16 protein-coding genes are annotated in these 22388 nt (G+C 59.8%); 6 read left to right on the forward strand and 10 right to left on the reverse strand.

What is annotated here, in order from left to right; all coding sequences use genetic code 11:
* Positions 1 to 39 precede the first annotated feature (39 nt).
* Positions 40 to 1362, reverse strand: coding sequence for a CCA tRNA nucleotidyltransferase (locus C7378_RS09290; RefSeq protein ID WP_424221363.1), 1323 nt, complete (start codon positions 1360 to 1362; stop codon positions 40 to 42).
* A 27-nt stretch (positions 1363 to 1389) separates the two neighbouring features.
* Between C7378_RS09290 and tsaD the strand changes: the two genes are divergently transcribed.
* Positions 1390 to 2541, forward strand: a complete 1152-nt coding sequence (gene tsaD, locus C7378_RS09295) for a tRNA (adenosine(37)-N6)-threonylcarbamoyltransferase complex transferase subunit TsaD (protein WP_131995089.1) — start codon at positions 1390 to 1392, stop codon at positions 2539 to 2541.
* A 69-nt stretch (positions 2542 to 2610) separates the two neighbouring features.
* Here the strand turns inward: tsaD and C7378_RS09300 are convergent, their stop codons facing one another.
* On the reverse strand, positions 2611 to 3486 hold the full coding sequence (locus tag C7378_RS09300; RefSeq protein ID WP_131995092.1) for a M28 family peptidase: 876 nt from the start codon (positions 3484 to 3486) through the stop codon (positions 2611 to 2613).
* A 96-nt stretch (positions 3487 to 3582) separates the two neighbouring features.
* Between C7378_RS09300 and C7378_RS09305 the strand changes: the two genes are divergently transcribed.
* Positions 3583 to 5007 carry a serine hydrolase domain-containing protein gene (locus tag C7378_RS09305; protein ID WP_131995095.1) on the forward strand — a complete coding sequence of 475 codons (1425 nt, stop codon included), beginning with the start codon at positions 3583 to 3585 and terminating at the stop codon, positions 5005 to 5007.
* Positions 5008 to 5010: 3 nt separating this feature from the next.
* On the opposite strand, the gene C7378_RS09310 is transcribed toward C7378_RS09305, so the two are convergent.
* The 3 genes from C7378_RS09310 to pheA all read right to left on the reverse strand — a co-directional run bounded on the left by C7378_RS09310 (position 5011) and on the right by pheA (position 9111).
* The gene (locus C7378_RS09310; RefSeq protein ID WP_131995098.1) at positions 5011 to 5556 is read right to left on the reverse strand and encodes a DUF488 domain-containing protein; all 546 of its coding nucleotides are present in this window, start codon (positions 5554 to 5556) and stop codon (positions 5011 to 5013) included.
* Positions 5557 to 5623: 67 nt separating this feature from the next.
* Positions 5624 to 8077, reverse strand: coding sequence for an endopeptidase La (lon, locus tag C7378_RS09315; RefSeq protein ID WP_131995101.1), 2454 nt, complete (start codon positions 8075 to 8077; stop codon positions 5624 to 5626).
* Between the two features lie 206 nt (positions 8078 to 8283).
* Complete coding sequence (gene pheA, locus C7378_RS09320; RefSeq protein ID WP_131995104.1) at positions 8284 to 9111, reverse strand: prephenate dehydratase; 828 nt, start codon at positions 9109 to 9111, stop codon at positions 8284 to 8286.
* 130 nt (positions 9112 to 9241) lie between these two features.
* Here pheA and C7378_RS09325 point away from each other — a divergent pair, with 130 nt between their 5' ends.
* Together C7378_RS09325 and C7378_RS09330 are read left to right on the forward strand one after the other, a co-directional pair.
* A complete protein-coding gene (locus tag C7378_RS09325) occupies positions 9242 to 9394 on the forward strand; it encodes a lmo0937 family membrane protein (protein ID WP_131995107.1) in 153 nt (50 codons plus the stop codon).
* A 54-nt stretch (positions 9395 to 9448) separates the two neighbouring features.
* A complete protein-coding gene (locus C7378_RS09330) occupies positions 9449 to 9772 on the forward strand; it encodes a CsbD family protein (RefSeq protein WP_131995110.1) in 324 nt (107 codons plus the stop codon).
* 54 nt (positions 9773 to 9826) lie between these two features.
* Here the strand turns inward: C7378_RS09330 and C7378_RS09335 are convergent, their stop codons facing one another.
* The 5 genes from C7378_RS09335 to C7378_RS09355 form a co-directional block, all read right to left on the reverse strand.
* Positions 9827 to 10690: a UbiA-like polyprenyltransferase gene (locus tag C7378_RS09335; protein WP_131995113.1), complete on the reverse strand. Its 864-nt coding sequence runs from the start codon at positions 10688 to 10690 to the stop codon at positions 9827 to 9829.
* 22 nt (positions 10691 to 10712) lie between these two features.
* Positions 10713 to 11507 carry a BON domain-containing protein gene (locus C7378_RS09340; protein WP_243648158.1) on the reverse strand — a complete coding sequence of 265 codons (795 nt, stop codon included), beginning with the start codon at positions 11505 to 11507 and terminating at the stop codon, positions 10713 to 10715.
* A 78-nt stretch (positions 11508 to 11585) separates the two neighbouring features.
* On the reverse strand, positions 11586 to 15656 hold the full coding sequence (locus C7378_RS09345) for a translocation/assembly module TamB domain-containing protein (protein WP_131995116.1): 4071 nt from the start codon (positions 15654 to 15656) through the stop codon (positions 11586 to 11588).
* Positions 15653 to 16411, reverse strand: a complete 759-nt coding sequence (locus tag C7378_RS09350) for a peptidylprolyl isomerase (protein WP_131995119.1) — start codon at positions 16409 to 16411, stop codon at positions 15653 to 15655. The genes C7378_RS09345 and C7378_RS09350 overlap by 4 nt, the downstream gene beginning before the upstream one ends.
* Positions 16411 to 19635 carry a POTRA domain-containing protein gene (locus C7378_RS09355; protein ID WP_165876725.1) on the reverse strand — a complete coding sequence of 1075 codons (3225 nt, stop codon included), beginning with the start codon at positions 19633 to 19635 and terminating at the stop codon, positions 16411 to 16413. The genes C7378_RS09350 and C7378_RS09355 overlap by 1 nt, the downstream gene beginning before the upstream one ends.
* A 173-nt stretch (positions 19636 to 19808) precedes the next feature.
* Here C7378_RS09355 and C7378_RS09360 point away from each other — a divergent pair, with 173 nt between their 5' ends.
* On the forward strand, positions 19809 to 20843 hold the full coding sequence (locus C7378_RS09360; protein WP_131995125.1) for a ThiF family adenylyltransferase: 1035 nt from the start codon (positions 19809 to 19811) through the stop codon (positions 20841 to 20843).
* A 74-nt stretch (positions 20844 to 20917) separates the two neighbouring features.
* A complete protein-coding gene (locus C7378_RS09365; protein WP_131995128.1) occupies positions 20918 to 22351 on the forward strand; it encodes an aspartate ammonia-lyase in 1434 nt (477 codons plus the stop codon).
* Positions 22352 to 22388 lie beyond the last annotated feature (37 nt).

The following is a 22388-nucleotide window of genomic DNA, read 5'->3' on the forward strand; positions in this document are numbered from 1 at the left end:
AAATCCTCCGCAGGACTGATCCGCTGCATGTGCAGGAGATCAGTCCTGCGGCAAGGTTTTGAACTGTTTGCTCACCAGCGCCAGCCCCTCTTCGCGGCTGGTGATGCGCCCCTCGAGCTGAGCATCTTCCGCAGCAGCCAGCATCTCCTTGAAGCGCGGGCCGGGCCTGTATCCGGCCGCTATCAGATCGCGTCCGGTGACCAGAAGCGATGGCCTGACCTGCTCCTCAGGCGTTGCCTCATAGCGGGTCCGGGCAAAGTCATAGAGCCGCAGGTCTCCGTGGCTCGACAGGCAATCCATGCGGTGGAGCGCGAGATGCTCCTCGAAGCGCGGCAGGCGGAAGAATCGCTTCAGCGTAGAGTCTTTCATCTTCTCCACATCGCCGAAGCGCATGTGATTCTCAACAAGCAGAAGAATCTGCGCCGTGTCGTCATTGGAAAAGCGCAGGCGCCGGCAGATTGCCTCCGCAATCTTCACGCCCACCTCGACATGGCCATTGAAACGGATGCGATCGGGTGCGCGCTGAAAAGTCGCCGGCTTGCCGACATCGTGAAGAAGTGCGCCCCAGGCCAGCGTGGGCTCTGCGCCCTCAGGCAGCTTCTCCAGCAGCAACAGCGTGTGAATCCAGACGTCGCCTTCCGGGTGATATTCAGGCGGCTGCTCGACTCCCTTAAGGCGCTCGATCTCCGGCAGCACCTCCGCGAGCAGCCCGGTGCTGTCGAGCAGCTCAAAGGCGCGGCGGGCGTGGCCTTCGGTGAGCATACGCGTCAGTTCATCGCGAATGCGCTCGCGGCTGACCTGCGCAATCTGCACGGCAAGCTGCCGGATCGCCGCTTCTGTAACCGGTTCGATTACAAATCCAAAGCGGGCGGCGAAGCGCACCGCGCGCAGCATGCGCAGCTTGTCCTCAGCGAAACGCCTCGACGGCTCGCCGATTGCGCGGATAATGCCTGCGGCGAGATCAGCGCGGCCTCCCACGAAGTCAAGCACCTGCGCCGGTGGGTCGAGCAACATGCCGTTGATGGTGAAGTCGCGGCGGAGAACATCTTGCTGGGGAGTTTCCGCGAACTGTACGGCGTCCGGATGCCGCCCGTCGCTGTAGGATCCATCGCTGCGAAAGGTCGCAACTTCAGTAACGAAGCCATCGTGCTCAACCAACACGACGCCAAAGTGGGCGCCAACAGAAAACGTCCGGGGAAACATCTGCAGGACCACGTCAGGGTGCGCGCTGGTCGCCACATCGAAGTCCTTCGGAGTACGCCCCATCAGCTTGTCGCGCACGCAGCCGCCCGCGAAATAGGCCTGGTGCCCCGCCGCGCGCAAACGCTCGACAATCCCCGCCGCTGCTTCTTCTGCCGTCACTGGAACCTCTGGTCTTATCATAGAGATGTGGACTCTCGTGGACTCATCCTCGGAATTGAAAGCTCATGCGACGAGACGTCGGCAGCTGTCGTAGCCAGAGGGCGCGACCAACTGTCCAACGTGGTGGCCTCGCAGATCGCCACGCATGCGCGCTACGGCGGCGTTGTGCCCGAACTCGCCTCTCGCGAACACCTGCTCAACATTGTGCCTGTGATCCGCGCTTCGCTTGCCGATGCCGGTGTCGCTTTTGCAGATTTGGATGCAATTGCCGTCACGGAGGGACCAGGGCTGGCGGGAGCGCTGCTCGTCGGCATCACCTACGCCAAGGCGCTGGCCTTCGCGCTCGGCAAGCCGCTCATCGCCGTCAACCACCTGGAAGGCCATATTCATGCGGTGCTGCTGGAGCAGGCCGCGCTCGATGAAGCAGCGACTCCACTGCCTGCGCTTGCGCTGGTCGTCTCAGGCGGCCACACCCATCTCTACCTTACGCAGCAACGCGGCGACTCGTGGCACTACAGCAACGTGGGCCGCACGGTGGACGATGCCGCGGGCGAAGCCTTCGACAAAGTTGCCAAGCTGCTCGGCCTCGGCTATCCGGGCGGCCCGTGGATAGACTTCCTTGCAGCGCACGGCGACCCGCGTGCGGTGCCCTTCAGCTTTGCGCAGATCAAGAGCAAGCCGCATCGCGATAACAGTGCGCGCAGCGGGCCCGCGTCGCAGTATTTATTTTCCTTCAGCGGCATCAAAACAGCCGTGCTGCGCTATACGCAGACACACTCGCTCGAAGCCTCGATCCAGGCGCGGCAGCAGGCTCTCGCCTCGATGAGCAATCCGCGACCGCAGGACGCGCTGGCCCTGTGCGATGAAGAGACGTTGGGTCTGATTGCTTCCTTTCAGCGCGCCGTGGTGGACGACCTGCGCCGCAAAACTTTTCGCGCAGCAGAGGAACTGGGCGCAGCGAGCGTGCTCGTCTCCGGCGGGGTCGCGGCCAACCGCGAGTTGCGTGTTCGCTTCACTGCCGAAGCCGCCGATCACGGCATCCCTATTGCATTCCCCTCGCTTGCGCTCTCAACGGACAATGCAGCGATGATCGCCGCAGCAGCATGGCCGAAGTTTCTCGCCAGGGATTTTGCGGCTGAAGATCTTTCGGCGCAGGCATCCCTTACGCTTGGCCGCTGACCTGCGATCCTCGATCAGATTCACGACAGGCTCACGGGTACGAGCGCCTGCGCAATGCGCGGCTGGTGGTCAGTGCACGCGAGTATGCCAGATGGGATCGTCCATGGCGAGTTTGTCGAGCAGGAAGGTGGTATACGCGACATAGGCGCACAGCAGCCGATAGCTTTGGAAGTAGCTTTGATCTTGCAGCATCTCAGGCGTATCCAGTTCAGAGCCGGGTATCTTTTGAGTCTCGCGCGATATCGAGTGCATGGTGATCGACGGTATGTCGCTCCAGCGGAAGCGCTGGGTCAGATCGTGTTTCAAGCCCAGCCGGCTGTCAAAATGGTCAGGCAGCACCGGCTCTCCCAACACGCGCGCCGAGGCATACGTCAGCTGGATGAGATGATATTCGGCGAAGTTCAGCCGATCGCCTCCAGCATTGGGGTTGGCGAAATAGGCGGTGTTGCCGAGCCCCAGCGCCTCCAGATCCACAAATGCCGCAATCCTGCGTCGCTCTGCTTTCCCGAGTCGTGAAAGAAACCGGGCTGCACCTTTGTCGCCCGCTAACTCCACAAAAAGGATGGTATGCGGCTGCGACTGCGCGGTGAGGGACTTGTAGAGCAGGGGCACCATTACCGCTCCGCTCCAGTCGTCGATGGCCCCCACGCCAGCCCCGCGACGGTCATAGTGCGCGGCCACGATCAGCGTCAGATCGTCCTTACCGGGAAGAACACACCACAGGTTGTCATCGTGCTCTTTCAGGTTCTCCCCTGGGCACTCCTCCTCGAGGAAGAGCTGCTTCAAGCGAGCCCGACGCTCGGAGTTCCTGAGGGGAACGGAGCGGAGATGTGCAGTGACCTTCTGGCGTGGAATGTTCCAGAAGAAGAGGCTGCCGGAGGGCTGCGCCGCATGTGCATAGAGCGCCGACATCAATACGATAAGCCATGCCCCCCGTCGCACCACTGCCCCCCTTCGGATCGATAGGACAGCTTACCAGAGGCCAAAGAGGGCCGCCCATTCAAGTTTTTGTTAAGCTGCAACTACCGAGGGGGACCTGCCATGCGTTTTCAACTCAGCCGCTTTGTTATGGTTGTGGCTTTGCTGCCTATCTTGCCGGCTCCGGCGCAGACACAAGCCGGTTCAGTGAATGCTATCGATGCCTCGCTGCAGTCGAGGGTTGATGCTGCAGCCGCGAGCGCTCTGCAGCAGACTGGGCTGCCCAGCGCCTCAGTGGCTATCGTGGAGCATGGCGCGCTCGTCTATGCGCACGCCTACGGACAAGCGCGGCTCGATCCTCCAACCCCGGCAACGGCGGCAATGCGCTACTCCATCGGCTCCATCTCAAAGCAGTTTACGGCGGCTGCTATCCTGCTGCTTCAGCAGCAAGGGAAGCTCTCCATCGACGACCCGGTGTCGAAGTATCTGCCCGACCTGACGCGCGCGCATGAAGTGACCATCCGCATGTTGCTTTCGCACACCTCGGGATATCAGGACTATTGGCCGCAGGACTACCTGATGCCTCCCATGCGCGTGGCGACCGATTCGCAGCACATTCTCGACACCTGGGGGAAGAAGCCGCTCGATTTCGATCCCGGAACGCGCTGGCAGTATTCCAACACCAACTACGTGATCGCCGGCCGCATTGTCGAACAACTGAGCGGAATGCCGTTGATGAATTTTCTGCAGAAGAATATCTTTGGCCCGCTCAAGATGACGTCAGTCTACGACTCCGATGCGAGCAGGCTCGCCGATACGGATGCGCAAGGCTACATCCGCTATGCGCTGGGGCCGCTGCGCCCCGCGCCCAAAGAAGGTAAAGGCTGGATGTTTGCCGCAGGCGAACTGGCGATGCCCGCCTATGACCTTGCCAAGTGGGACATCAGCCTGATGGACCGGTCACTGCTCGCACCTGCCTCCTACCAGCAGATGTTTACCGCGGTAAAGCTCAAAGACGGCGACGACACGCATTATGCGCTGGGCCTCTTTACCTCGCCGCGCAGCGGCCATGCTGCTTACGAACACTCTGGTGAGGTCTCCGGCTTTGTCTCGGAAAATATCGTCTTTCCTGACGATCACGCAGCCATCATCGTACTGACCAACCAGGACGCCTCTCCCGCTGCATCGATCCTGGCGAGAGAACTGACGCCGCTGGTGCTCGGACTGCCCGGCGCCACGCCGAAACAGGCAACGGCCCAAGCCAAGGCAATCTTTGCCGGGCTGCAGCAGGGCAAGATCGACCGCAGCCTCTTCACAGAAAACTGCAACGCTTACTTCGATCAGCAGGCGCTGGGGGATTTCGCATCGAGCCTGGGGCCGCTGGGCGCGCCGACGAGCTTTGAACAGGCCGGCGAGTCGCTGCGCGGCGGCATGACCTTCCACTCGTTTCGCGTCAGCTTTGCCAGCGGCAAACAGGTAGTGGTGACGACCTATACCATGCCTGACGGCAAGCTGGAACAATACCTGGTCGAGCCGGTACTGCAGTAGAAATCAGCGGATCGCAGCAAACAGATCGTCCTCCGGCGGATACCAGACGCGCTCGCCCTCTACACGAGCGAAGCTGGTGAGCTTGTGCTGAGCGCGATGGTGCCTGCCCTGCGCATCGCAGAAGATATTTTCAACCGAAACGTTGCGCGCTGTGAGCGCATCAGCCACCAGGGAGCGGTGGCAGCGCCAGGGCACAGCCTCTGCACACATGATCGCTGTCTCCGATTCCGGACTTGCCTGCAGCAGTTCATCGATTGCGCTCTTGAAGTCCTTCGTCTGCATGTAATCGGCATAGCCCCGGAAGCTCGGATTGCGCCAGCCCATGTTGATCGAGTCCTTATGCGCGTGACGCAGGCCGCCGAGCGACTGCTGCCAGCGGTAGGCGATGCCTGCCTTATGGAGTGACCCCGCCAGAGCCTCCTGCATGAACTGCGGATTGTGCCGGGACTTCGGGATGGTTCTGATATCGACCAGGAAGCGCACGCCTTCCTCATGCAGAGCCTTTACGAAAACGTCTCCAGGGAGCGTCGAGTGCCCGATCGTGAACAAGAGTGAACCCCCTCAAAAGGAGACGGCCCGCATGCAAGCGGGCCGTCCTGTACGCGGTGTGCAGAGATCAGGCATCGGCGTGCTGCAGGACTTCTTCGCGCACCTTGTCATCGCTGGCCTGCTCGGTGGTCGAGGTCGGCAGCGCAATCGCCAGCACATCTTCAATACGGCTTGCGTAGTGAATGGTTACACCGTCGATCTGCTCCGGCGTCAGATCTTCCTCAACACTCTGCCGGTTTTCCGCAGGCAGGATCACATGCTTCACACCCGCACGCTTGGCAGCGAGGAACTTCTCCTTGATGCCGCCCACCGGAAGCACGTTGCCGCTGAGCGTGATCTCACCAGTCATAGCGGTCAGCGGATGGACCCGCGTGTCCGTGAGCAACGAGACCAGGGCCGTGGCCATGGTCACGCCGGCCGACGGACCATCCTTGGGGATGGCTCCCGCGGGAACGTGAATGTGAATGTCCACATCCTTCGTGAAGTCTTCTTCAAGGCCTACGGACTTGGCATTCGATCTCACCCAGGTGAGCGCTGCCTGCATCGACTCCTGCATTACCTCGCCGATCTGCCCGGTCATGGTGAAGCCGCCTTTACCCTTCATGCGGTTGGCCTCGATGAAGAGAATATCGCCGCCTGCGGGCGTCCACGCCAGACCCACCGCCACGCCTGCACGGCTGGTGCGCTCCGCGATCTCAGTATCAACATGCACCTTGATGCCGCCCAGGAACTGGTGAATGATCTCGCGGGTGATAACGATCTTGTCTGTATTGCCCTCGGCGATGCGCCGCGCCTGCTTGCGGCAGACAGTGCCGATGAGCTGCTCCAGTTTGCGGACACCGGCCTCGCGCGTGTAGTGACGCACGATGTAGGAAACCGCATCCTCGGGAAACTCTATGTCCTCCGGCTTGATTCCGTTCTCTTTGATCTGCCGCGGGATCAGATAGCGGAACGCAATGTGCCGCTTCTCTTCCTCGGTATAGCCTTGCAGCTCGATGATTTCCATTCTGTCGCGCAGCGGCTCAGGAATGGGGTCGAGCATGTTCGCGGTGCAGATGAAGAGCACCTTCGAGAGATCGAACGGCTGATCGAGATAGTTATCGCGAAAGCTGTTGTTCTGTTCCGGATCGAGCGTCTCGAGCAAGGCGGACGAAGGATCTCCACGGAAGTCGCGACCCAGCTTGTCGATCTCGTCGAGCATGAAGACGGGATCGTTGGCGCCGGCGCGGCGCAGGTTCTGGATGATCTGCCCCGGCAGCGCGCCGATGTAGGTCCGGCGATGGCCACGGATCTCCGCCTCGTCGTGCATGCCGCCGAGGGAGATGCGCTGGAATTTACGGCCCAGCGAGCGCGCAATGCTGCGGCCCAGCGAGGTCTTGCCCACGCCCGGAGGTCCGACAAAGCAGAGGATTGGCCCCTTCATGTCCGGCTTCAACCGCCGTACCGAGAGGTAATCGAGAATGCGATCCTTGACCTTTTTGAGGTCGTAATGATCTTCGTCGAGGATTTCCTTCGCCTTGGGAATATCTACTTCGCCGCCGGTAGAAGTTGCCCACGGAAGCACGGCGAGCCACTCAATATAGTTCCGCGTGAGCGAGTAGTCGGCTGCCATGGGGGACATGCGCGAGAGCCGATTGAGTTCCTTGAGCGCTTCCTTCTTGGTCTCCTCGGGCATCCCGGCGGCTTCGATCTTCTGGCGCAGCTCTTCAATGTCCTTCTGGCCCTCGTCCATTTCGCCGAGTTCCTTCTGGATCGCCTTCAGCTGCTCGCGGAGGTAGTAGTCGCGCTGCGACTGCTGCACAGAGTCCTGAACCTCCGACTGGATCTTATTGCGAAGCTGTTGCACCTCAAGCTCCTTGACGAGGTGCTTGTTGATGCGCTGCAGACGGCTCTTCACATCCGGCGTTTCGAGCAGCTCCTGCTTGTCGGTTGTCGAGAGAAACGGCAGCGACGAGGAGATGAAGTCCACCAGGCGGCCCGAGTCTCCGGATTCGAGAATCTGCGTGGCGATGGCCTGCAACTCGTCGGAGAGCGTCGGCGAAGCGGCAACGATCTGCTGGAACCCGGTGCTTACATTGCGCTCGAGCGCTTCGAGCTCGGGGCCCTTGGCCGCCTGCACCTCTTCTACGGCCTCCACTCTGGCCACCATGAAGGGCTCAATCTGCGAAAATTCGCCCAGCTTGACCCGTTCGGTGCCCTCCGTGAAGACAAAAAGGCTCTGGTTCGGCATCTTGACGACCTTGTGAATCGTCGCCACCGTGCCATAGGCATAGAGGTCGGCCGGCTGCGGCGAGTCCATGCGTGCGTCGCGCTGGGCGACGACGACGATCGCCTTGTCCTCACCGAGAGACTGGATCAGCTGAATCGAGCTCTCACGTCCCACCGTCAATGGCAGCACCGCGTGAGGAAACAGCACGGTGTCACGAACGGGAAGGATTGGCAGGGTACGTCCGTCCGAACCGCCTTCGCCGCGCTGGTTCGGGTCGCTGGGATGGATAATGCTTAAGAAATCGCTAGCCATGAGTGCCTTCTTGTCAGATTACTTGATTGTTAGACGCATCATATAGCATTCGGTCGCAAATCTTTGGGATGCACTCGCTTCCCTGCCGGTATTCCCACTTATATGTTTCTTTTCAAAGGCGTTCTCCTCCTGCGGCCTTTCCTCTACATCGGCAGAGGGAGGCGTGGGATGACCGGAAGTTCATGGAGAATTAAAGCTGGCCCTGGTTACTTTTCCCGACTGGCGGCAGAGTAGCGGCCGAGCTCCTTGATCATCGAGCAATGCTCCTCCAGGGCGACCAGGGCTGCCCGCGCGCCTGCAGCATTCTCCATCTGAAAATCTGCGTAGAAGATGTACTCCCAGGGCCTTCCCTGGACCGGCCGCGATTCGATCTTGGTGAGGTTGGTGCCCTGATCGGCGAAGATCTGCAGTGCTGCGACGAGGGTTCCAGGACGATTCTCTACGCTGAAGGCCAGGCTAACCTTGTCCGCACGGGGATTTTCCGCAACCAGCTCGTTGCGCCTGAGGAAGAAGAAGCGGGTATAGTTCTCCGGGTTATCTTCGATGCCGGCGGCGAGGATGGTGGCTCCGTAGCAGCGCGCAGCCTCGGTGCTGGCGATCGCCGCCGAGCGACGGTCCTGCTGCTCAACGATGTGCTTGACGCTGCCCGCGGTGTCATAAAAGGGAGTGACCGCGATGGCCGGATGCGCGGCGAAGAATCCCCGACACTGGGCTAGAGCTATGGGATGGGAACAGGCGCGTTCGACCTGGGCCAGCTCCACGCCGGGCAGCGCGATCAGGTTATGGCGGATGCGCACCAAGGCCTCGCGCTCAATGCGGAGCTGGTGAGCGAGCAGCAGATCGTAGTGCTCGGCAACAGGACCTGCAAGGCTGTTTTCGATGGGGATGACTGCAGCGTCTGCCGCGCCGCTCTCTACGGCGGCGAAGACCTGGGCGGAGAGCGCGCAGGGAATCACGGTTGCCTCCGGCATCATCTGGAGCGCGGCTTCGTGGCTAAAAGAGCCAAATTCTCCCTGGATGGCTATCTTCATCATTTTGAGCGCTATGCCCCTTTCTTTGCGTGTATTCGCGGCGATTGATACGGCTGGAATGGCAACCCATACCCGGTAAGACGCACCTTACCACAGCGGAGAAACACACACGAACGCGGGAGGAAATAAGAAGATGCTTTGGACAATATTTGTGATCCTGCTTGTGCTATGGCTGGTGGGTCTGGTGAGTTTTCATGCGATTGGCTGGTACATCCACATTCTTCTGGTGCTGGCGCTGGTAGTACTGCTGATTCAGTTGATCAGTGGCAGACGTCCCGTCGTTTAGCAAAGCAGGGCACGCTCAACCGTTCACGCACGAATCAACCAAGGAGTAACCGTTATGAACAAGGATCAGGTAAGCGGCAAAGTCGATCAGGTGACAGGCAAAATCAAGCAGGGAGTTGGCGAAGCCGTAGGCAATCAGCGCGTCGCAAACGAAGGCGTCGCCGATCAGGTAAAAGGCGCTGCCAAGGAGACTTGGGGAAATGCGAAAGAAGCGGTGAAGGACACGGCTGACGAACATCGCCATGCGCAAGAAGAACGGGCAAATGAGGCCCGGCACAATGTGGTCGGCAAGGTGGAAGCCACTAAAGACAAGATCAATGACAAGATCGAGAGCCATCGCGAAGCCGAGCACCTTCGCAATGAGCGCCGTCCAGCATAGGCCCACAGCCTTTACAGAAAAGCGCCCGGACATGGTGTCCGAGCGCTTTTTTCTTTACCGGTGAAGCAGGACGGCCGCCGCCGTGAAGAGAAAAAATACGACCGAGATGACGCCATTCATCGTGAAGAACGCAGCATTGAGCCTACTGAGATCCTTTGGGGAAACGATGAGGTGCTCATAGAGGAGCAGGGCCGCGACCACGATCAGGCCAACATAGGCAACCGTCCCGAGCGAAAAGAGCCAGACCAGCCAGACCAGCAGAGCAAGCATCACGACGTGCATCAACCGTGCGATCCAGAAGGCAGCGTGGACGCCGATCGCCGCCGGAACGCTGTTCAGCCCGACGGTGCGGTCATGTTCGGCATCCTGGCAAGCGTAGAGCACATCGAAGCCAGCCACCCAGAAGAGAACCGCGAAGGTAAGCACGAGGATGCGTGGGTCAAGTGTTCCGCGGATGGCGATCCATGCAGCCGAGGGAGCCACCCCCAGCGCAAGACCCAGAAACAGGTGAGACCAGCGAGTGATCCGCTTGGTATAGGAGTAAAGCAGCACGATGGCGAGCGCAAAGGGTGAAAGCCAAAGCGTAAGCCGGTTCAATTGGGCGGTGGCGAGAATAAACAAGGCGGCGCTCACGATGGTGAAGCCGCCGACGAAGGTGCGGGACAGATGACCTGCCGGAAGCGCCCGCATGGCCGTGCGCGGATTCGCAGCGTCCAAATCGGCATCAGCCCATCGGTTGAAGGCCATCGCCGCCGAACGCGCCGTAACCATGCAGACAATGATCCAGAGAAGCTGCGCAGGCCGCGGCCAGCCCTCAGCGGCCAGCACTGCTCCAGTGAGTGCAAATGGGAGCGCGAAGATTGAGTGCTCCCATTTGATCATCTCCAGGGTGATGCCAATACTGCGAAAAAGAGCCATGCCTCCAGTTTAACGGGTAGTGCTACTTCGGTTTGTTAGAAGACCCCGCTACCTGGAGGTTATTGGTCACGTGAAATACCCCCGGAACCTGGTTGGCGCGGATGCCTGCGGCATCCTTATCCGCCTGCGAATCTACAACGCCGTAAAGGGTGACGTTGCCGTTCTGCACGGAGATGCGGATGGGCTTGCCCGGATCGATCGCGTATTTGTTCAGCATCCCGAAACCGTAGATGGAGCGGAAGGTTGCAATGCGGATTCGGTCATCCATGGGCGAAACAGGATCGACGGCAATGTTGTTGACCACGTCCTGAACACCCGGCGTATTAGCAGCCACTGCAGCAGCAGAGTCTGCATCTACTGGACCCCATGCCGTACCGCCGAGGGTCACAACGCCGTTCTGTACCGAAACAGAGATCGCGTTAAAGGCTGTCGTCCCGTATCCGACGCGGTCATACTCAATCGCCCTGACCAGCTTCTGCTGGAGTTGCTGATCGTTCATCTCTCCGCGGGGGACCTCAATCTCGTTGCGCACCGCGACAACGCCCTTGACCCGCTTTACCTTTTTCTCCGCCTGATCCTTGTCATCGAAGACTTTCACAGAGCCGGTGAGAGTGGCGATGCCATCGCTCACGCTCGACTGAACATTCTTGAATCGAGAGTTGCCGAGGGCCTTCTTGATTCCGGCTTCCATTTTGCTGGAGGCATCGGTTGCCTGCTGCGCGGAAGCGGTGAAGTGTCGGCCGAGCAGGATGGACGGCGTACCGGCCATCATGAAACCGGCTAAGGCTGAGACAAGCAACCTGTTCAGTCTGGTCATGAGATTTTTCTCCTTGCAAAGCCACAATCTGAAACACCCAAAGATACCGCACCTGAAAGATCTTTAGCGAGAACGTTTTTAGTGATAACGACGATGCAGCTTGAAGATCAGGCTGAAGACGCCTACTTCGTCGCGCACAGCGACGATAGAGAAACTAGGCGTCACCTGTACTTCGCCCTGGATCAACTGCTCCTGCGTTGAGTTGACATTGGTTGCATAGGTTAGGGTTGCATTCTTTGAGACCTGCTGCTGCACGGTGATGCGCGCGGTTGCCGTGCCAAGGCCGCTGATGAACGTGGGATCAATCTTGACACTGCCGCCGCCGAAGAGCTTCTGAATGCGGCTGCTCAACGTCGCGTTGATGGCGCCGCCCAGCAGCGCGTCCGCAGTGGAGTTGACGCCCGCCTGCTGCTGCGCCTGAGAGTAGATCTGCTGCTCCTGCTGGGTGCGGCCCATTGCCAGCAGAGAGAAGATGTCCTGCTCGGAAAGCGGCGGCTCGGAGCGGAACGTCGGCGACAGCTTGCTGGTGGTTCCATGCAGGCCGATGGTGATTTCGTAATCCTCGACATGGGTTGTCGCATCGAGATCGATCACCGGTTCAATCCGCACCGGATTCGTGAAGTAGATATCACCGTGCTGCAGCTGATACTTGGTGCCGGCGAAGGTGGCGCTGCCCTCAGTGACGGAGATGCGGCCGAGGATCGAAGGCTGCGCCACGCTGCCTCGCACATGCAGATCGACATCGCCCGCCAGGTGTGCGAGCGAGTTCTGAAAGTCGAGTTCCGGCGAGGAGGTGACGTGGACGTCAAGCCTTACCCGGTTAGAGAAAGCTGAGGGATTGGGCGGCGGAGCGATGCCGTTCGATCCGGAGGCCAGGCTCGCAAAGTCAAGATTGGGGCTGATGACAAAGCGCGTCAGTTCGACATTCCCGCTCAGCAGCATGTTTTCCGACGTTCCCTGCAGCCGCAGCTTGGTATCAACCATGGAGCTGATGCCAGCCGGATAACGGATGCGAATCTCATGGCCGGTTGCGGTAAGGTCGCCGAAGATGCCCTGCTGATAAGTAATGAAGCCTGCGATCGTGACGAGGCCGCCGCCGGTTTTGCCAGTGAGCGTCTTCACCTGCAGACGGTCCTGGTCAAACTCCAGGGTTCCGTTCAGCTTGCTGATGCCGTTCGGAAAGGTGTTGAGGGCGAAGTTGACATCTTTGAAGTTGACCTGACCGGTGAGGAACGGTCTCACAGTCGTGCCATTGGCTCGCACATGGAAGTCAATATGCCCCGAGGAAGTCACGTTGCTGTTAATGGTCTGCGCGAGCTTGACATTGAGCGAGCCATCGCCTTGAGCCGAAAGCCGATGCATCTTGTCGAAGAGGCCGATCCGGCCCTGCGCCCGCAGGTCAGTGTCGTCGCCGGACACATGCAACGGATCAAGGCTCAGCACGCCATTGTTCAACACGGCATGCAACGCGCCGTCTGTCTTCAGGGTCACGCCGGAGAGCACGACCGCAATCGGGCTGACCTGAATCTCTCCATTCATCTGGCGCGGCTGCCGCAGGGGTCCATTGATGTCGATCGTGCCCTTCAGTGGAGAAGGGGAAGTAATTCCGCTGACATTGAATGCACGGAGGAACGGCTCAGGATTCAGCTCCGTCATCACCAGCCGCGCCTGCGCCTGATTTTCTCCATCGAGCGATGCCTGCCCGCTCAGCTGCAGATGAGCGGCATCGAGATTCGCATTCATGGTGAGCAGCACCTGCCTGCCCTGCGTGTGAGCCTCTGCGTCCACATTGCCCCTGGCGGCGCCTGCTATGACCAGCCTGGTCAGATGCGCCTCGGCACGGAGCTGGGGCGCGGCGGGGGTGCCCGATCCCTGGACGTTAAAGCTAAGCGCGCCTTCTACGGGATAACGCAGATTCTTCAGCCGGTTGAACTGGACCAGTTCAAAGCCCTTCCCTTGCGCGGAGAAGCGGAACTGTTTCGAGGTGAGGTTGTAATCGCCCGCACCGGTCACCTGCCCGCTGTTCTGCCGCAACAGCAGATTGGTTACGCCGACTTCGTGTCCTGCAACGTTCAGGTTTGCAGTGAGGCTGTGGTAGGGCTCACCGTATGCCTCGCCGCCTTTCACGTTCAGCTGGCCGCCTCCCTGCAGGCTGTCGAGCGCACCGCTCAGCCGTGCTTCGAGGTTCAGGGTGCCGGTAACAGGAATAGCCCTCCCGGTCAGCGCAAAGAGATCCGTCAGGCTTGCGTGATCGATATTCGCAGTGGCATTGAGGACCGAGTGACGGTCAAAGCTGGTGCTCTTTGGACTGATCCTGTGCGCGCGCAACACACCTGCGGCATGCAGCTCTGCCTTGCCCTGCAGAACGGTGATGCGGCTGATCGTGAGCAGCTCCGGCGTGTAGGCGGCCTGCGCGTCAATGCTGTCGATATGGACCGGCTGCAGCGAAGTTGCAGTCTCAGCACCCGCCGCCGATGCGATTTCATTCGTCAGCACATCGAAGTTATCCACCGTGAGATGGCCGCGCGCCTCGGGCGCAATCAGGCTGCCTGTCGCCACACCATCGAACTGCGCAGCTCCGTGCATATCAATCGGGATGGCGCGCTTCCGCGAACCGCCGAGAGCGGCGAACACATCGTCGAACTCGGCCAGGTTCGTCGTCCGCAGATGTGCCTGGAGCGTAGACTGCCGATCCAACGGGTAGACCCCAAGCGCGCCATTCACGTTGAGGGTCATGCCAGGAGTGTGTGCCTCAAGGTGGCGCACATCAACCATGCCATTTCGTTGCGAATAGGTTGCGTCTACCGCACCGGAGAGCGGCACCTCGCCGCGATACGCACGGCCATCGGGCGCCATGGTCACCTTGGCGTCCGTGGTCAGGCTGTTCAGATCGCCTACCCATTGTGCGTTCGCCGTACCGGTCGCGGCGGTGTCAAAACCAATCCGCTGGAATTGCGCAGGCGCAACAATTGCGAGAATCGTATCGAGCGGAAGGTCTTTGACATTGAGCCGAATGCTGCCACGTTGCGGCGGCGCGGCCGTGGACTGCTTCCAGTTGGTAACCTTGATGGCTCCATTCAATGCCCCGCCATGTCCGAAGTCCACCTGCAGCCCATCCAGCAGAATTACGCCGGGAGTGAGATGCAGCGCACTGCGAGCATTGATGCCGGAGAAGTGAATGATGTCCGTCCGGTAGGTAGCGCCCTCCGCGGCGAACGTACCATTCACATTCATATTGGCGCGCACACCACGACCCTCCAGATCGAGCTGCACCGTTCCTGCCTCCAACCCATTCACATCGGCCAGGGCATTCGCCTCGCGCAGATCAACAGCGCCCTTCGCCCTGAACTTCCACGAAGGGTTGTTGAAGTCCTTCACTGTCGCGCTTGCATCCAGCCGCGACTTGCCGCTGGTGAACCTGAGCGAGGTCAGTTCGAGTGAATTCCTGCCTGCATCGGCAGAGAGCACGAGCTGAGAATGCACCGGCACGCGGCTTCCGCGCTGCGCCGAAATGTCAGAGGCATTCACCTGGGCGAGATAATGCCCCTGCGGCGCAGAATAGGTAACTGTTGCAGTTACATTATTGGCGGCTACGTTGAACGGGATCGCGCGCTGGTTGAGCAGCAGTATTCCATTGTTGACGGCAGTGCGCTTGATGGCGAGGTCGAAAATCGTATCCTTTAGCGGTTTGCTGCTTGTGGCAATCTTCGGCTGAGGCTGATTGGTAGAGCCGTCCGGATAGATGATCAGGTGAATAACCGGACGGTCTGCCTCCAGGTATTCAACGTCGATCTTCGGCCGCAGGAAAGACAGGATCTTTGCGCGCACTAAGAGGCGATCAAGATGGGCGTAGGGAACTTCGCCACTGGCTTCAAGACCATGAATGGTGAGGTTATCGGCCTCAACCTGCAGATGCAGCAACTGCCAGTGAAATGCGCCGAGCTCGACCCGTCCGCCAGTGGACTGCTCAAGCGTCGCGATGAGGTAGCGCCGCACATGGTTGGCGAAGCTTGCCGTGGTCGCGTACCAGAAGAGTGCGCCTCCGATGGCGATCACCGCCAGAAGCATTCCCAGCGCAACATGCCACAGATGCCGCAAGCGCGGGCCGCGGGGGACGTGCGCTTCGAGTTCATCGAGCAGCTTGCTCATGCGCCTCCTCCGTTGCCATTGCTGCTATTGTCAGGATCGCCCGAGCTTTGCCCGTAAATAGGATTGAGGATCTGGACACTGCCCTGATCGCGCAGGCTCTGCAACCAATCCCGCAGCAACAGATTGACCTTCTCCTGGAGCAGCACTTCGCGAATGCGCGGCGCAAGAGACGCAACCGGCGGGGCCTGTTCATGAACCTTCTGAAACTCCGGCACGAGCGTCTTCTGGTAGTAGTCGACTACTTCGCTGCGATCGATGCGAATGCCCGCACGAAAACGGAGATCGATGTACTGCAGGATGGCCAACCGCTGGCGCCAGTGGGTCTGGACCTCTGCCTCAGTAAGATGATTCTCAGCAAGAAATGCCTTCCATCCGGCATCGCTGATGCAGCGCTCATGGGCGCAGGCGGGGAGGATTCTTCGCAGCTCCATCAGACTCTTCTGTACATCCGCGTCGCTCACCGTCACCGGTTGTTGCTGCGCTTTCATCTCCTGCAGGATCAGCACCCTGCTGATGAGCCGCTGGCCTGCGGCAGGCGCGGTATTCGGCCCCGGCGGCAGCAACGCAGCAAACCGCATCTCCTCATCCACATCACTCTGCAGCAGCACACTGCCGTTGATGATCGCAATGACGCTGTCAAGCACAACGGGCTGTTGACCCTGCGGGGCTGGAGGCGCGGATGGCTGTTGGGCATGCACTGGTGACAGCATGCACCAGCTCAGCGCGAGAAACGCAGTCATGCGAAGACGACGCATCAGAACGCCTGCCCGATGCTGAAGAAGAAGTTGAAGTGGCTGGCCTGGCCAACATGCGCCGGGCCCGGCTGGCCATTCGGGCCAAGGTTGTTGTAATCGAGAATAACCGGGAAGATGGGCGGATTCAGGTTATAGCTGAAGTCAACGCGCACGGGACCAATCGGTGTGTGATAGCGCAGCCCGAGGCCAACTGCGTGCGAGAAATCATTGAAGTCGCAGGTTCCTTTCTGGTCGATGCTGTTGCTCGTGGTTGTCGCCGCCTGATCTGTAGGGCTTAGATTCTTGCAGGTGTAGCTATGCGGCTGCTTGATGCGAATGGCGCTGCGCCAGATATCTGAACCCTTCGTGAAGACATTCCCCATATCGTGGAAGAAGACGAACCCCAGGCTGTTTCCGAAGTAAGGCAACGTGGGATTCGGCAGCCGCAGCTCGGTCATATTCACGAGCGCTCCCGCGCCGCCAATGGGGAAACCCGTAATCGAATCGCGTGGGCCAGCAGCATTGACCGCGAAGCCTCGCAACGATTGCGGACCGCCGCCGTAGAGGCGCTCCGGCAGAGGAATCAGCTGCTCACTGGGCGAACCATAGGTGCGGATAAAAGCGACGCGGGTGCTGCGTGCAAGCACCCATCGCTTTACACCGAAGGCATAGTAGCTGTTATTCGTCGCATCCAGACGATCGAAGGCTCGCTGGGCGCTGAACTTCGGATCAGAGAGGAACTCCTGAACCGTGTTGTACGTCCCACCCTCGGCATCGAGCGCAAGAGGACGGCGGGTATCGCGCACCCATGTAAAGCCGGGGCCTGCCACGCGCGCTGCCTGCGTCAGTTCCGGAACCAGTTCGGGAGATACCTGCACAGTAGCCGAGTTAACCTTCGTTCTGCGGAACTGGTAGTTATAGAGCAGTGTTGTCGGCTTGGTAGGCCGCTGTGTCAGCTGCAGCGTCGACTGCAGGATGGTCGCCGCGTAAGTAGTCACGGCCTGCGCGTTGGTGTAGCCACCCGAGAGTGAGAGATCGAGCGTCGGGTTATTGAAGATATGGGGATTGGTGAAGATCAACGTCGCCTGTTGCTCCAGTGAGCCATACAGCGTCTTCATTGAAATGGATCGGTCTGTTCCCCCGAGATTGATCCTCGAGACGTCCAACTCCACCAGTGCGCTCACGCCGAAGTTGCCATTGGGATTGCAGTTCTGATTAGGGTTGATGCCAAGCTGCACCAGCGTAATAGCGTTGCAGTTCGTGCTTGGATTGCCGGTCTGCGCCTGAAAGCCAGCGCCGTACTCGATATCCCAGCGGCGCGCTTCAGTGAACTGCAGCAGGACATTTTTCCGCAGTTCGTCGCCTGCAGGATTCTGCACTGCCGCGTTCACCTCATTGAACAGCGTCAGGTCATAGAGCTTGCGTTGTGTTTCGAGCAGGGCTGACTGATTCAACGGCTCGCCGGGATGAATCAGAATCCGCTCATCGACCGTGCGCGGCTTGGTATAGTGCAGTCCCGAGGTGAGCACCTTGCTGATGAAGATCTGGTCTCCCTCTGTGACCCGCATCGTGACGTCGATGAGGTTGGGATTGTGCGCCTCCGGCTTCTGCGCCACGTTCACCTGCGCCTGCGAGAAGCCCTTGCTCAGGTAGTAAGTCAGCACCGCATCACGATCCCCTGTGATATTCAAGGAGGAGTACGGCTGGCCGGACTGGGTATTGAGCAGCGGCGTCAGGCTGGCCAGCGGAATCTTCTGAGCGCCTACGATCGTGTATTTGCCGATGCGCTGCTGCACTCCTTCATCGATCTGATACTTCACGCGCAGCCGGGCAAGCTTCTTCCCACTGCCTGGCAGATCGTCCGTATCGGTCACCTCTGGAGTGACCTTCACATTGCCGAAGCCGTTCCCCTCGTAAAGCGCAGTGATGGTGTCCACATCGGCATCCACCAGCGCGGCGCTGTAGATGCCATGGCGGATAAAGAGGCTGGCCGGCTGCACGGCGAGGCGCGGCTCGATCACATCGGTGCTGAAGTACTTGTTGCCGGCAATGGTCACCGCCTCAACTTCATGCTTGGGGCCGGGAACGACGTTGAAGGTGATCACCGTATGCTGAGGATCGATGACGTGCTCCGTATGTGTCACCTTGATATCGAAATAGCCCTGCCGCTGGTAGTAATCCCGGATGCGGTTATTGCCTTCATTCAGCAGATCTTCGTCCACGGCGCCTTCTTCATAGACAGGCACCAGGTTCTTGATCTTGCCCTTGCTCAGCGACACGCCCTCGACCAGGATTCGCACAAGGGGACCCCGCTCTGCCTGGAAGTTGTAATTCACGTGGTTGGCCGGTGGCTCAAACTCCTGCGACTCCAATCGCACGTTTGCCTCAAGGCGATTCTGCTTCTCGTATTGCTTTCTGAGGCGTCCCAGTGCGTTGCTCACCGTATTGCGGGTGATCTTTGAGTTGTTCTTCAGCTTGCCTTTCTTGCGAAAAGTTTCCGCCGTCATGCCACTGTCGCCTCGGACTGTGACTCTGCCCAGGCGCGCCTGCTTCCCCTGCTCGACTACATACCCAAGGCTTACCTGCTGGTGCTCGTTGTCAACCGTCGTCGCCGTAAAAATTCTGCTTTGGAAGAAGCCATTTGTCTCCAGCGTCTGGCGGATGCGATCCGTTCCCTGGGCGGCCTTTGCATCCGTGTAGGGCTCGCCCGCATTGAGCCGCGTGGCTCTCTGCAGCAGGCTTGTGAGCCGGTCGCCCTTGATGCCGTCCACGGTGATGCGGCCCAGAAAATATGCAATCTCTCCGGTAAAGATGATGGTGACCTGGTTGCCCGTCTTGTATCCCTCAACCGCGATGGTCTTATACAGACCGGTTGCATAGAGCCGCCGCAGACTGTTGCGGATCTTTTCCGGATCAAGTGGCTGGCCTGCCTGCACCGGCAGCAACTGAGGCAGCGGGGCGAGGCGCTCGGCGCTCACGCCTTTGAACTCCACGGCGCGGATCGTGGCCCCTCTCCACGCGTCCATGGTGGGAGTCGAGCCCTTCACCGGGATAGGAGTCGTCGCCTTCATGGGCTGAATCCCCGCCTCATTCGGCAACACCGCCGGCCCCCCAGTAAGGGGCGCTGCTTCTTTATCCTTCGCATTCTTTTTTGGCTTCGGTGCAGCCTTGCTCGATGGCGGATTCAGCTGGGTGTCTCCGGCAGCCTGTCCCCAAAGAGAAAGCCCTGCCGAACACAGCAGCAAGACGAAAATCTGCGCTATCTTCGCTCTCTGTTTGCCTGTTGACCCGCAAATAAAACCCAATGAATTCCTCGAAACCTTGCCTGGCAAAAGGCTTGGATGCCGGAATGCTTCTGTGTAGCCATGAACTGGGATGAGTACAGCAGAATTGTAATTCCGATCAGTCTCTATACTAAATGTCAGTGAACCCGCAATTTTCAGCCGCTGATCGCTATTCCCGCCAGATCCTCTACCCCGGCATCGGCCAGGAAGGTCAGCAGAAGTTATCGAGCGCGCATGTTGCATTAGTTGGGTGCGGGGCGACCGGTGCAGCTGCCGCCAGCCTGCTGGCCCGCGCTGGCATCGGCAGGCTTACCCTCATCGATCGCGACTATGTTGAGGAGAGCAATCTGCAGCGGCAGGTCCTGTTTGACGAGGCCGATGCGCTGGCCGCACTGCCCAAGGCGGAGGCCGCGCGCCGCAAGATCAGTCTCTTCAACAGCGAGATCACCGTCGACGCCCACATTGCCGATCTCACCCCGGGCAATATCCATGAGCTGCTTGCCGGCTCACAGCTGGTGCTCGACGCCACCGACAACTTTGAAACCCGCTACCTGCTCAACGACTACGCGGTGGAGCAACGCAAGCCGTGGATCTATGCAGCCGCGGTCGGAGCTTATGCGCTCACGATGAACGTGCTGCCCGAGGAAACCGCCTGCCTTGCCTGCATTTTTCCGAAGGCGCCGGGAGGCGCGGTCGAGACCTGCGATACCGCGGGCATCCTCAACACGGCCGTCAATCTCGCCGCGTCCATCGAAGTGACCGAGGCGCTCAAGTTTCTGGTCGGGGCAAAGAGCGCCATGCGCCGGACCATGCTCTCCCACGATTTGTGGAGTAACGAACGCAGCGAGGTCCGCGCCGACCGGCCCCGTATGGGCTGCGAGGTGTGCAAGGAGCGAGACTTCCGCCATCTGCGCGGCGAGGGACGACCGCACATCACTCTCTGCGGCCGCAACTCCGTGCAGATTCATGAGCATCACCGGCCCGTGGATTTCAATGAGATGAAACTGCGGCTCGAACCGCATGGGACCGTGAAGTACAACAACCTGCTGCTGCGATTTGAGCGCGGCCCGCACACCATTACTCTCTTCCCCGATGGTCGCGCCCTGGTACAGGGCACAACCGATGTCGCCCAGGCACGCAGCCTCTATGCCCGCTTCATCGGCAGCTAATCCTTGGCCGGTGCGGCAGCCGTTTGACGGCGGCAAACTTGTTTATCATTCCCTAAAGAGGAGCATGAAGAACCATGGCTGAAGTTCGCAAAGAAAAAGACTCGCTTGGATTCGTCGAAGTACCCGCCAAGGCTTACTACGGAGCGCAGACCGCACGCGCTGTCGAAAACTACCCCATCTCAGGCATGCGCGCGCACCCGCAGCTGATCCGCGCCTTTGGAATGGTGAAGCGAGCCGCAGCAGAGGCCAACAAGGAACTGGGCCTCATCGAGGACAACCGCGCCGATGCCATCATCCAGGCCGCGCAGGAAGTCATCGACGGCAAGTGGAACAGTGAATTCGTAGTCGACGTCTTCCAGGCTGGCGCCGGTGTCAGCTTCCACATGAACACCAATGAGGTGTTGGCGAACCGGGCAAATGAAATTCTCGGCGGAGCCCTCGGTGAGTATGCGCAAGTCCACCCGAACGACCATGTCAACTACGGCCAGTCCACCAATGATGTCTTCCCTACCGGGATGCGCGTTGCCACCCTGCTGAATCTCGAAACCCTCTACCCTGTTCTCGACGCACTTGCGGCAACCTTTGCTGCGAAGGCCAAAGAGTTCGACGGCATCATGAAGTCGGGCCGCACCCACATGCAGGATGCTGTGCCAATTCGTCTCGGGCAGGAGTTTGCCGCGTACGGACTCGCCATCGAAAAGGGTAAAAAGTTTCTCCAACTGGCAGCCGACTCCCTTCGCGAGCTTGGCCTCGGCGGCAGTGCTGTCGGCACGGGCATCAATACGCACCCCGACTACCGAGTGAAGGCGGTCGCGAACCTCGCGCGTCTCTCCGGCCAGGATCTGACGCCTGCCAGCGACATGCGCTGGGCGATGCAGTCCAATGCCTGCATGGCTGATGTCAGCGCTGCACTGCGTGGCATTGCGCTCGAAGTCATCCGCATCTCGAATGATGTCCGGCTGCTCTCCTCAGGGCCGAACACCGGCTTCGGCGAAATCTATCTGCCCAGCCTGCAGCCTGGCTCCTCCATCATGCCGGGCAAGATCAACCCGGTGATGCCTGAACTCGCCGCGATGGTGAGCTTTCAGGTCGTCGGAAACGATGCTGCTGTCGCCATGGCGGTGCAGGGCGGACAGCTTGAACTGAACGTGATGATGCCGACGATGGCCTACAACGTCCTCCAGAGTACGACCATCCTCGCCAACATGCTGCACCAATTCAACGACCGCTGCGTTGCCGGCATCACTGCCAATGCAGAGCGCTGCCAGTTCTACGCGCAGAGCACGGTTTCGCTGGCCACGGCGCTGAACCCCTACATCGGCTACGCCAAGGCAGCTGAGATTGTGAAGGAGTCGGTCGCAACCGGCGCATCGATCATCTCCATCGCACGCTCGAAGCAGCTGCTCAGCGAAGAGGAAATTGCCGAGATTCTCGACCCGGTCCGCATGACGGAGCCGCAATACCCCCTCGACTCGGCAAAGGAACGCGACAAGAAGGTCAAAGCATAAGACCTCTACAATGAGGGTTCGCGACTCACCATCGCGG

Source organism: Acidipila rosea (assembly GCF_004339725.1).
Lineage (GTDB): Bacteria > Acidobacteriota > Terriglobia > Terriglobales > Acidobacteriaceae > Acidipila > Acidipila rosea.